Genomic DNA, 11,550 nt, shown 5'->3' with positions numbered 1-11,550 from the left:
GTGCCCGCCTGGGAGATCGTGTCCATGCCGGGATCGATCTGATCCACCGCGACGGTGCCCTGGCTTCCTTTCAGCGTGCGGCCGCCGGCGACGACCAGGGCCGCCATCACCGGGACCATCAGAACCGCGACAATGAGGTGAGGTACCCGCACCACCCCGACCTACTGGCTTGCCCAGACAATCCGCGCCACCCATTCGACCTCGCGCATGGGAATGTCGCGGTCGGGATGATCGGGATTGAGCGAGACCAGCGCGATCGACTTGACGGTCTGGCGCTCGAGCACCTTGGCCATCACCTCGCCCGATGTGGTCTTGACGACGACGCGATCGCCCTTGCGGGTGATGGCGCCCGGCTCGACGATGAGGACATCGCCGTTGCGATAGAGCGGCAGCATGGAATCGCCCTGCACCTGCAGCGCATAGGAGCTTTCGGTCGATTGCGCCGGCAGTTCGACCAGATCCCAGCCCTGCCCGGCCGGAAAGCCGGCATCGTCGAAGAAGCCGCCGGCGCCGGCCTGGGCGAAGCCGAGCAAGGGCACGGATCTCCGGTAAGCGGGTGCTGCATCGATGCGGCCTTCGATCAGCCTGGTGAATTCGTCGAGCGAGGCACCCGTCGCCTCGATGATCTTGGCCAGCGATTCGGTCGAAGGCCAGCGCGGCCGGCCATCCGAGGACAGGCGTTTCGACTTGTTGAAGGCGGTCGAATCGAGGCCAGCGCGCCTCGCCAGACCTGACGCCGAAAGCGAATAGCGCTCGGCAAGAGCATCGATGGCGGCCCAGACGCGGTCGTGCGAGAGCATGTCGTGCTCTCCTTCCAGACAGGAAAAAATGCCTCTCCTGTCTAACCCGCAACCGCCGGCATGTCCACCGCGCAGGCGACGGATCAGGAACAAAACTGTGCCGTAACGACAGTGCGGCACACTCTCCGGACACGACGTCAGGCGGGTCCTTTGGCCTGGCGGCGCAAGGCTTGGTGAGACTCCATGAACAGCCGTTCGACCTCGGTCGGCGGACGCGGGGTCACCGAGCGACCAAGCGCGGCGACGACCTCGTCGATATCGAGAAAACGGCGCGCCTTGCGGTCGTAGACGCCTGCGGTCGTCAGGATCACGGCAGCCGTCTCACCATTGTCGGCGACGAAACGGTGCTTGCCGATGACCTGGCTGCCTTCCCAGGTCTCGATGGAAGACACCACTTCGAAACGGCGCCACAGCCTGATCTCGCGTGCGTAGACCGCCTGCAGCCCGCCCATCATCGGCGCCCAGCCATTCTTGCGCGCCAGCGTGATCAGGCCGGCACGGACGAACAGGTCGATGCGGCCGAGATCGGCCAGCATCATGTAGCGCGCATTGTTGAGGTGGACGTTGAAATCGACGTCGGTCGGCAGGCAGCGAAAGGCCAGCCGGCTTTCACCGCCCATCATGTAGGGGCCACGGCTTCGCGTCGTGGCCATCATGCGCGCCATGCGCGCCCAGACATACATGACCCTGCCGTCAGGCGGCCTGTTTAACGTCGTCCTTGGCGTAGGGATCGAAGCGCTGGTAGAAGGTTTCGTCCTTTTCGGCCATGTCGATGAGCAGCTTGGGCACCTTGAACTCGGCGCCGTATTTCTTCTGCAATCCCTTGGCGATCTTGACGAAGCGCTTGGCGCCGACGCCGTCGATATAGGACAGCGCGCCGCCACTGTAGGGCGCGAAGCCGAAGGCCAGGATCGAGCCCACATCGGCCTCGCGCGGATCGGTGACGATGCCTTCCTCCATCACCCGCGCCGCTTCCAGCGCGATGGTGACCAGCAGCCGCTGCTGCAGCTCCTCGTAGTCTACCTTCTCGGGCGCAAGCTGCGGATAGAGGTCCTTCAGTCCCGGCCACAGCTTCTTCTTGGCCGGCTTGGCGGGATAGTCATAAAAGCCCTTGCCGTTCTTGCGCCCGAAGCGGCCATGGTCGTCGACCATGGTGTTGATCAGCGCCATCTGCTTGAGATCAACGGCCTTGTCGCCGAGATCCCTGATGGTCTGCTTCATGATCTTCTGGGCAAGGTCGATCGCCGTCTCGTCGGTCAACGCCAACGGACCGACCGGCATGCCGGCGGCCTTCGCCGCATTCTCGATCATCGGCGCGGGCACGCCCTCGATCAGCATCTTGTAGGCTTCCGACATGTAGCGCAGCACGCAGCGGTTGACGTAGAAGCCGCGCGTATCGTTGACGACGATCGGCGTCTTCTTGATGGCGCGGACGAAGTCGATCGCGGTGGCCAGCGCCTTGTCGCCGGTCTTCTTGCCGAGGATGATCTCGACCAGCATCATCTTGTCGACCGGCGAGAAGAAGTGGATGCCGACGAAATTCTTCGGCCGCGCCGAGTTCTTCGCCAGCGAGGTGATCGGAATGGTCGAGGTGTTCGATGCGAAGATCGCCGATGACTTCAGCACGGCCTCCGCCTGTTCCGTGGCTGCCTTCTTGACGGCCGAATCCTCGAACACCGCCTCGACCACGAGGTCGCAGCCGACGAGATCGGCATAGTCGGCTGTCGGCATGATCAGCGACAGGAGCTTGTCCTTCTCCTCCGGCTTGGCGCGGCCTTTCTTGACCTGATCCGAGACCAGGCTGTCCGAATGCGCCTTGCCCTTCTCGGCCGACTCCATGTCGCGGTCGAGCAGCACCACCGGGATGCCGGCCTTGGCCGTGACATAGGCGATACCGGCGCCCATGAAGCCGGCGCCCAGAATGCCGATCTTCTTGAACTTGGTTTCCGGCACGCCGTCCGGGCGGCGGGCGCCCTTGTTCAGTTCCTGCAGCGAGACGAACAGCGAGCGGATCATCGCCGCCGCTTCCCTGCTCTGCATGATCTCGGTGAAATAACGCTGTTCGATCCTGAGCGCGGTGTCGAACGGCACCAGCAGCCCTTCATAGACGCATTTCAGTATGGCGGCGGCGGCCGGGTAATTGCCAAAGGTTTCGCGGCGCAGGATGGCGATAGCCGGCGGCCACAGATTGAAGCCGGCCGGCGAATAGATCTGGCCGCCGGGCAGCTTGAAGCCCTTCTCGTCCCAGGGCTGCACGGCTTTCAGTCCGTTCCTGATCATGGCCTTTGCAGCCTCGACCAGCTTGGCCGGCTCGGCGATCTCATGGATCAGGCCCATGGCCTTCGCCTTCTGCGGCGACAGATTCTGGCCGGAGGTCAGCATCTGCAGCGCCTGCTGCTGATCGGTCAGCCGCGGCACGCGCTGGGTGCCGCCGGCGCCGGGGAAGATCCCGACCTTGACTTCCGGCAAGGCCATCTTGACCTTGTCTGAATCGGCGGCGACCCGGCCGTGGCAGGCCAGCGACAACTCGAAGGCGCCGCCCATGCAGGTGCCGTTGATCGCCGATACCCAGGGCTTGCCCGATGTTTCGAGCTTGCGCCACAGGCCGCCCATGCGACCGGCATTGTCGAACAGCAGCTTTGCCGCCTTCTCCGGGTCCTTGGTCTTTTCCCTGGCGAACACGGCAAGCATCTTCTGCAGCATGGTCAGATCGGCGCCGCCGGAGAAGCTGTCCTTGCCCGAGGTGATCACCGCACCCTTGATGCCGGCGTCGGCCGCCACCTGGTCGATGATCTTGTCGAGTTCGCCCATCACCTCCTCGGTGAACACGTTCATCGAGCGATCCGGCATGTTCCAGGTGACGAGCGCGATGCCGTCGGCGTCGGTGTCGAGGGTGAAATTGATGTAGCTCATTGTTTCTCTCCCCGTCAGACGCGTTCGATGATCGTTGCGGTGCCCATGCCGGCGCCGATGCACAGCGTGACCAGCGCGGTGTTCAGATCGCGGCGCTCGAGTTCGTCCAGCACCGTGCCGAAGATCATCGCGCCGGTGGCCCCGAGCGGATGGCCCATGGCGATGGCGCCGCCATTGACGTTGATCTTGTCGTGCGGGATCTCGAAAGCCTGCATGTAGCGCAGCACCACCGAGGCGAAGGCTTCGTTGAGCTCGAACAGGTCGATGTCCGACAGCTTCATCTTGGCGCGCTTCAGGAGTTTCTCGGTGACATCGACTGGGCCGGTCAGCATCAGCACTGGCTCGGAGCCGATATTGGCGAAGGTGCGGATGCGCGCGCGGGGTTTGAGGCCCATCGCCTTGCCGGCCTTCTTCGAGCCGAGCAGCACGGCCGCCGCGCCGTCGACGATGCCGGACGAATTGCCGGCGTGATGGACGTGATTGACCTCTTCCACCTCGGGGTGCTTCTGCACGGCGACCGCATCGAAGCCGCCCATTTCGCCGGGCATGACGAAGGATGGGTTGAGGGATGCCAGCGACTGCATGTCGGTCGAAGGCCGCATGTGCTCGTCATGGTCGAGGATGGTCAGGCCGTTCTGATCCTTGATCGCAATGACCGAATTGTTGAAGCGGCCGTCGGCCCAGGATTTGGCGGCCCGCTTCTGGCTTTCGACCGCATAGGCGTCGACGTCGTCACGGGAGAAACCATATTTGGTGGCGATCAGGTCGGCCGAGATGCCTTGCGGCACGAACCAGCCGGGCAGGCCGACCGAGGGATCCATGAACCAGGCGCCGCCAGAGGCACCCATGCCGACGCGCGACATGGATTCGACACCACCGGCGATGACGATATCGTCGGCGCCCTGCGCGATCTTGGCGGCGCCGAAATTGATGGCGTCGAGGCCCGAGGCACAGAAGCGCGAGATCTGCATGCCAGGCGCCTTGGTGTCGTAGCCGGCCTCGAATGCGGCCGCGCGTGGAATGACCGAACCCGCCTCGCCGACCGGATCGACGCAGCCGAAGATGATGTCGTCGACGTTGCCCGTGTCCAGCCCGTTGCGGTCGCGCAGCGCTTCCAGCGTCTTGGCGGCGAGCCGCACGGCAGGCACTTCGTGCAGCGATCCGTCCTTCTTGCCCTTGCCGCGCGGCGTGCGCACGGCGTCATAGACGTAAGCTTCGGCCATTTTCGTGCTCCTTGGGTTTGCCGGTCGCCGCTCTCAGAGCGAGCGTCCGATCAGCAATTTCATGATCTCGTTGGTGCCGCCATAGATGCGCTGGACGCGAGCGTCGCGGAACATGCGGGCGATCGGATATTCATTCATGTAGCCATAGCCGCCGTGCAGTTGAAGACATTCGTCGACGACCTTGCCCTGCAGGTCGCTCAGCCAGTACTTGGCCATCGAGGCCGTCACCGGATCGAGCCCGCCATTGATGTGGCGGGTGACGCAGTCATTGTAGAAGACCCGGCCGATGGTCGCCTCGGTCTTGAGTTCGGCCAGCTTGAACTGGGTGTTCTGGAAATCGATGATCGCCTTGCCGAACGCCTTGCGCTCCTTGACGTAGTCGATGGTCAACGCCAGCGCGCGCTCGATCATCGCAATGGCGCCGGTGCCGATCTGCAGCCGCTCCTGCGGCAATTGCTGCATCAGCTGGATGAAGCCCTGCCCTTCCTCGTGGCCGAGCAGGTTCGAGGTCGGGACGCGCACGTCGTTGAAGAACAATTCCGACGTGTCGTTGGCCTTCAGGCCGATCTTGTCGAGGTTGCGGCCGCGCTCAAAACCTTCGACCTCGTCGGTCTCGACGACAATCAGCGAGGTGCCCTTGGCGCCCTTTTCCGGATCGGTCTTGGTGACGACGATGATGAAGTTGGCCAGCTGGCCGTTGGTGATGAAGGTCTTGGAACCATTGATCCTGTACTGGTTGCCGTCCTTCTCGGCCCGCGTCTTGACGCCTTGCAGATCGGAACCGGCGCCCGGTTCGGTCATGGCGATGGCGCCGATCAGCTCGCCGGTGGCGAGCTTCGGCAGCCACTTCCTCTTCTGTTCTTGCGAACCGTAGTGAAGGATGTAAGGGGCGACGATCGAATTATGCAGCCCGATGCCAAAACCATCGACGCCGACATGGCCGATCGCCTCGATGATGGCGCTCTCATGCGCGAAGGTGCCGCCGGAACCGCCATATTCCTCCGGCATCGAGGCACAGAGCAGGCCGGCGGCGCCGGCCTTGCGCCAGCTCTCGCGGTCGACCATCTCGTTCTTCTCGAACTCGTCGTAGCGCGGTGCGATCTCCTCCGACATGAAGCGGGTTGCCATGTCGTAGAGCATGCCGACCTCGTCTGCCGCCCAGGCGGGCTTGGGAAGGCCAAGTATTTCGGCGGGGCTGGTCATGTGGATATGGTACTCCTCCCAGAGCGCATCGTCAGCGTCGAGGCCGGCGCACGTCACGCGGGCCTCAACCGACCCTCCCCTCGAGGGAGAGGGCAATCATCTTTAGAACGCTTCCGCGGGCAGGGCCATCAGCGTATCCGCGCCACTCGAAATACGAGCGAGATGGGCCGACGTCTCCGGCATGATCCGCTCCATGAAGAAGCGCGCCGTCACCACCTTGTTGTCGTAGAAGGACTGGGTGCCGTTGGCGCCGGTCTTGCCCTGGGCTGCCTTGGCCATCTGCGCCCACATGTAGCCCAGCGCAACAAGGCCGAAGAGATGCATATAGTCGGTCGAGGCCGCGCCGGCATTGTCGGGCTTGGCCATGCCGTTCTGCACCAGCCACATGGTCGCGGCCTGCAGATCGTTCAGGCCCTTCTTCAACCCCTTGGTGAAGGGCGCCATCTTCTCGTCGGAGCGGTTCTCCTCGCAGAATTCGCCGACCTCCTTGAAGAAGGCCTGGATGGCGCGGCCGCCATTCAGGCCGAGCTTGCGGCCGACGAGGTCGAGTGCCTGGATGCCGTTGGCGCCTTCATAGATCATGGCGATGCGGGCATCGCGCACGAACTGGCTCATGCCGTGCTCTTCGATATAGCCATGACCGCCGAACACCTGCTGCGCCATGACGGCGTGATCGAAGCCCTTGTCGGTGAGCACGCCCTTTACCACCGGCGTCATCAGGCCGGTGTAGTCGTCGGCCGCCTGGCGGTCCTTGTCGTCGGCGGAGCGATGCGCGATGTCGGACTTGATCGCCGTCCACAGCGCCAGCGCGCGGCCGGCCTCGTTGAAGGCCTTCATGGTCATCAGCGAACGGCGGATGTCAGGATGGACGATGATCGGGTCGGCCTTCTTGTCCGGCGCCTTGGCGCCTGAGAGCGAACGGCCCTGCAAGCGGTCCTTGGCGTAGGCAACGGCGTTCTGGTAGGCGATCTCCGACAGCGAAAGCCCTTGCAGGCCGACGCCGAGGCGGGCCTCATTCATCATCGTAAACATCGCCTTGAGGCCGCCATTCTCCTCACCGAGCAGCGTGCCTTCGGCCTCGTCATAGTTCATGACGCAAGTCGAATTGCCGTGGATGCCCATCTTCTCCTCGATGGAGCCACAGGAGAGCGTGTTGCGTTCGCCCGGATTGCCCGCGGCATCGAGCTTCAGCTTCGGCACGATGAACAGCGAGATACCCTTGACGCCCTCCGGCGCGCCCTCGATGCGGGCCAGCACGAGATGGACGATGTTGTCCGACATGTCGTGCTCGCCGGCCGAGATGAAAATCTTCTGTCCCGAGATTTTGTAGGTGCTGTCGCCGTTCGGCACAGCCTTGGTGCGCAGCAGGCCGAGATCGGTGCCGCAATGCGGCTCGGTCAGGTTCATGGTTCCGGTCCAGGAACCCTCGACCAACTTCGGCAGCCATTTGGCTTTCTGCTCGTCGGTGCCGTGGGTGATGATCGCGGCGATGGCGCCTTGGGTCAGGCCCGGATACATCATCAGCGACATGTTGGCCGAGACCATGTATTCGGCGACGGCGGTGTGCACGGCATAGGGCAGGCCCTGGCCGCCAAACTCGACCGGCGCCGCCAGCCCCATCCAGCCGCCTTCGCGATACTGGTCGAAGGCCTCCCTGAAGCCTTTGGGCGTGGTCACCGAGCCGTCGTCGTGACGCACACAGCCTTCCATGTCGCCGACACGGTTGAGCGGATGCATGACGTTTTCGGCGAGTTTGGCGCCTTCAGCCAGGATCGCTTCCAGCACGTCTGGCGTGGCGTCGGCAAATCCGGGAAGGTTCGAATAGCGCTGATAGCCCAACACCTCGTTGAGTACGAACAGCGTGTCCTGGACCGGCGCCCTGTATATCGGCATGCTTTTTTCTCCACCCTGCGGACCCGGTCCGAAAGCCGCCGAATTGATGTCGGGGCAGCATGCGGACCCGTGTTGAAACCGGGATAGCAAAAATTGACGTTTGCGTAAACGTCAATTTTTTCGGTGCGACAAGATTTCCCGACCAGCCGCTGCTTGGCGACGCCAGCAGCGCGACGTGATGCAGACCAGCGCCGAAGGAGCCAGTAGGGCAGATCCAGGCAACGAAAAAGCCGCGCGGCATGGCCACGCGGCTTTGATGGTCGAGACTCCGACGCAGTCGGACCCGGTAGATTGCTTCAGCTCGCGACGCTTGCCTGCGGCGTCGCGCGCTCGGCCAGCATCTGGCGCACCGCCGACATCGAACCGGAGAGCTCGTTGATGGCGTCGTCGATCAGCGCCCGCTGCTTCTGCAGGCGGGCGAGCTGCTTCTCGGACTTGTCCAGCGCCAGCCGCAACTGCTTGGTGTTGGAACCGGTCGGATCGTAGAGATCCATCATCTGCTTGACGTCGCGCAGCGAGAACCCGACCTTGCGGCCGAGCAGGATCAGCTTCAGCCGGGCCTTGTCACGCCGCGTGTAGAGACGGGTGGAGCCGTCGCGCTGCGGGTTGAGCAGGCCCTTGTCTTCGTAGAAACGCAGCGTGCGCAGCGTCACGCCGTATTTCTTGGCCATTTCGCCGATGCGGGCAAGGTCCTCACCGGCTTCGACAGATGCATTATTGGTATTGGCCGCGGTCTCGCCGGCCGAGATAAGCTTCATGGTCACTGGCTTTCCCCGTCTGGTGGCGTCGCGGTCCTGGACCATGCGTCGCCTGACTGGAAGCGGGGGCGTGCTTCCGGCCGTGGTTTCGACAAACAAAATCGCAAACAGCACACTCAAATGCGCCTTTTACGTTTACGTCAATTCTATACCGGTAGCCGCCGCATGACGCAAGGGGCGTTCTGTGGAGGTGCTTTATGCCGCACCGTGGAAGCGAGAGCGAACTTCCTTCCAACTTCTTAAGCTTGGTTAACGCGTTGTTTACCACGTTGGGGGAAATGTGGGCGCGTCGGCTACCCGTGTTTATCCTGTATCGAATTTTTCACGGTTTTTCGGAGCGCGGGTGAAACCCCGGGAAGCTTGTATTCCACCGTGGAAGCGCGGTCGCCTTCGTTCCGGCAGGGACTTGGGAGCTGGTCGCAAGCCGGCCAATCTGAAAGACGGACGCACCGATGAACAGCAAGCGGTCCTATCTCGATACACTCAACGCCGGCAGGCAGCGCAAGCCGCAGACCACGCTCGAGCAACTGAACCGCTCGCTTGAGACGCTGGAACAGCGGCTGGGGCAGACCCGCGAGGAGGCGACGGCACGTCCGGCCCTGCGCCAATACGGCGCCGATCCGCGCCATCCCGCTGTCGACCCGCGCTATCCCGCCGTCGACCCGCGCTATCCCGCTGTCGACCCGCGCTATCCCGCCGCCCAGCCAACCGGTCAGCAGCGCTGGTATGAAGATCCGCGGCCGGCGGCGCGCCCGCAGACCCCGGCGCCGGCACCCAGCTTCGACCAGAACTACCAGGCCATCGCCCGTGACATCGACCGCGTACGCGGCCAGGAAGACAGCGTCGCCATGGTCGGCAAGATCGCCGGCGAATTGCGCGGCATGCGCGAGGAACTGCGCCACCAGATGACGGCAGGTCTGCAGCGCGAATTCGATGCACTGCGCAAGGATATCGACGCCGCCTTCCAGGCCAACGCCAGGTCCGGCACTGCGGGCAAGGGCAGTGCCGAACTCGGCGTCGAATTCGAACGGCTTTCCGGCGCCATCAAGTCACTGTCGGAGAAAAGCGACGACAGAAGCGTCAACATGCTGCGGCTGGAGCTCGAGCAGGTGAAGGCCGCGCTCGACACGCTGGCGCGCGAGGAGAGCGTGCAGAAGGTCGACCGCCGCTGGGACGATTTCGACCGCCGCTGGACGGCTTTCGAGGACCGCGTCGACGCCGACCAGCGCAAGCGCTCCGACGACCCCGCCCTTGCGGCCCTGACCGACCGGCTGGAGCAGATCAGCAACGCCGTCAACAATCTGCCCGAATCGCTGTCGCTGCGCTCGCTCGAGGAAAAGGTGCGTACGCTGGCCGGCGCCGTCGAACACTTCGCGGGCCAGCAGGACAATCGCGGCGGCGACACGCTTGCCATGATCGATGAGCGGCTGGACGAGATTTCCCGCGCCATCGTTGCCTCGACCGTCGCTGCACAGGCCAATTCCGTCGACCACGAAGCCTTCGATCGTATCGAGAAGCGCATCGACTCGCTCGCCCGGCAGATCGAGGAGGTGGCGCAGGATCGTCCCGGTAACGCGGTCATGGATCGCCTGAGCACGCTGTCGAGCCGCGTCGACGAACTCGCCGGCCGCGCCAATTTGCCCGAACAGGCGATGGAACGGCTGGCCAAGCAGATCACCCTCATCGCCGACAAGATCGACCAGGCGCCGGCCATGCCCGACGCCGACTATATCTTCCACGGGCTTGAGCAGCGCTTCGACGTGCTGTCCAGCATGATGGAACGCCGCCAAGGCGATGCCATCGAACAGGGCAACATGCTGTTTCGCGATCTCGAGCGCCGTCTCGACGAGGTTGCCGACCGGCTCGACCAGCGCCTCGCGCCGCAGATCGACAGCGCCGGCATCATGGAGGCCATCGACGCCCGCTTCACCGCACTCGCCACGCGCATGGAGACGCGCGCTCCTGATCCCGCCGGCGAAGCGGCGATCCGTGGACTGGAAAGCCGGCTCGAGGACATTTCCAGCCGGCTCGACGCCTCTGCAGCCCAGGTCGCCGGCATCGATCCGGCGCTGATACGCAGCCTGGAGGCGCAGGTCACCGGCCTGTCCGCCCATCTGTCCAGGCCCAGCACGCCCCTGCCGGAATTCGAGGACATCAGCCCGCGCCTCGACGAAATCGAGAAGGCACTGGCCGGGACCCGCGATTCCATCCTTGGCGCGGCACGCGAAGCGGCCGAGAACGCCGTGCGTTCGCTGGCGGGGTCGAACGCCAACGCGTCGGCCGTTTCCGGACTCGCCCAGGACCTTAAGACGCTCGAGACGCTGACGCGGCGTTCCGACGAACGCAATTCGCGGACTTTCGAGGCCATCCACGACACGCTGCTCAAGATCGTCGACAGGCTAGGTTCGCTGGAAACCGACGAATCGCCCGAAGCGGTCAGCGAACTTCTGGGCCAGGACCAGGCGGTCGGCAGGCGCCGCACACGAACCGCCAAGCTGGCAGTCGAGGCGCCATCGATGGATATCGACGACCCGATGCCGCTGACCGGCGACATGGCCGATCTCGATGACCGCGTCGCCGCACTGACGCGCAACCAGGGTGCGCGTGGCGATCTGGGTACGCATGGCGACGTGGGAACGCGCACGCCGGCGGAAGCCGCCGCCGCGGCCGCCATGGCCGCACTCGGTTCCGATACCATCGCCGAGAAGGACCAGCCGGCCGGCCGCAAATCGATGTTCGGCGGGCTGGCCCGTGCCTTCA

7 protein-coding genes and 2 pseudogenes are annotated in these 11,550 nt (G+C 64.1%); 1 reads left to right on the top strand and 8 read right to left on the bottom strand.

Annotated elements, in window-relative coordinates; genetic code table 11:
- The 8 genes and pseudogenes from C1D09_RS34320 to C1D09_RS08670 form a co-directional block, all read right to left on the bottom strand.
- A pseudogene (locus tag C1D09_RS34320) lies at nt 1–152 on the bottom strand (thermonuclease family protein); the annotation flags it as partial.
- A 9-nt stretch (nt 153–161) separates the two neighbouring features.
- On the bottom strand, nt 162–800 hold the full coding sequence (locus tag C1D09_RS08700) for a S24 family peptidase (RefSeq protein ID WP_143973888.1): 639 nt from the start codon (nt 798–800) through the stop codon (nt 162–164).
- Nucleotides 801–937: 137 nt separating this feature from the next.
- Nucleotides 938–1,483: a thioesterase family protein gene (locus C1D09_RS08695; RefSeq protein ID WP_143973887.1), complete on the bottom strand. Its 546-nt coding sequence runs from the start codon at nt 1,481–1,483 to the stop codon at nt 938–940.
- Between the two features lie 10 nt (nt 1,484–1,493).
- Nucleotides 1,494–3,713: a 3-hydroxyacyl-CoA dehydrogenase NAD-binding domain-containing protein gene (locus tag C1D09_RS08690; protein WP_143973886.1), complete on the bottom strand. Its 2,220-nt coding sequence runs from the start codon at nt 3,711–3,713 to the stop codon at nt 1,494–1,496.
- 14 nt (nt 3,714–3,727) lie between these two features.
- Nucleotides 3,728–4,936 (bottom strand): acetyl-CoA C-acetyltransferase, encoded by a 1,209-nt coding sequence (locus C1D09_RS08685; protein ID WP_143973885.1) that lies wholly within the window; start codon nt 4,934–4,936, stop codon nt 3,728–3,730.
- A 33-nt stretch (nt 4,937–4,969) separates the two neighbouring features.
- The gene (locus C1D09_RS08680) at nt 4,970–6,139 is read right to left on the bottom strand and encodes an acyl-CoA dehydrogenase family protein (RefSeq protein ID WP_143973890.1); all 1,170 of its coding nucleotides are present in this window, start codon (nt 6,137–6,139) and stop codon (nt 4,970–4,972) included.
- Between the two features lie 102 nt (nt 6,140–6,241).
- Nucleotides 6,242–8,032, bottom strand: coding sequence for an acyl-CoA dehydrogenase (locus C1D09_RS08675; protein ID WP_143973884.1), 1,791 nt, complete (start codon nt 8,030–8,032; stop codon nt 6,242–6,244).
- Nucleotides 8,033–8,328: 296 nt separating this feature from the next.
- The gene (locus C1D09_RS08670; RefSeq protein ID WP_143973889.1) at nt 8,329–8,790 is read right to left on the bottom strand and encodes a MerR family transcriptional regulator; all 462 of its coding nucleotides are present in this window, start codon (nt 8,788–8,790) and stop codon (nt 8,329–8,331) included.
- Between the two features lie 452 nt (nt 8,791–9,242).
- On the opposite strand from C1D09_RS08670, the pseudogene C1D09_RS08665 reads away from it, so the two are divergent.
- Nucleotides 9,243–11,550: pseudogene (locus tag C1D09_RS08665) on the top strand (peptidoglycan-binding protein); the annotation flags it as partial.

Source organism: Mesorhizobium intechi (assembly GCF_002879535.1).
Classification (GTDB): domain Bacteria; phylum Pseudomonadota; class Alphaproteobacteria; order Rhizobiales; family Rhizobiaceae; genus Mesorhizobium; species Mesorhizobium intechi.
This window is presented reverse-complemented; position numbering and strand designations above follow the sequence as displayed.

What these genes read in the sequence shown, in the direction of transcription:
- C1D09_RS08700 (WP_143973888.1), bottom strand. Translation starts at nt 800, where the DNA reads ATGCTCTCGCACGACCGCGTCTGGGCCGCCATCGATGCTCTTGCCGAG.
- C1D09_RS08695 (WP_143973887.1), bottom strand. Translation starts at nt 1,483, where the DNA reads ATGTATGTCTGGGCGCGCATGGCGCGCATGATGGCCACGACGCGAAGC.
- C1D09_RS08690 (WP_143973886.1), bottom strand. Translation starts at nt 3,713, where the DNA reads ATGAGCTACATCAATTTCACCCTCGACACCGACGCCGACGGCATCGCG.
- C1D09_RS08685 (WP_143973885.1), bottom strand. Translation starts at nt 4,936, where the DNA reads ATGGCCGAAGCTTACGTCTATGACGCCGTGCGCACGCCGCGCGGCAAG.
- C1D09_RS08680 (WP_143973890.1), bottom strand. Translation starts at nt 6,139, where the DNA reads ATGACCAGCCCCGCCGAAATACTTGGCCTTCCCAAGCCCGCCTGGGCG.
- C1D09_RS08675 (WP_143973884.1), bottom strand. Translation starts at nt 8,032, where the DNA reads ATGCCGATATACAGGGCGCCGGTCCAGGACACGCTGTTCGTACTCAAC.
- C1D09_RS08670 (WP_143973889.1), bottom strand. Translation starts at nt 8,790, where the DNA reads ATGAAGCTTATCTCGGCCGGCGAGACCGCGGCCAATACCAATAATGCA.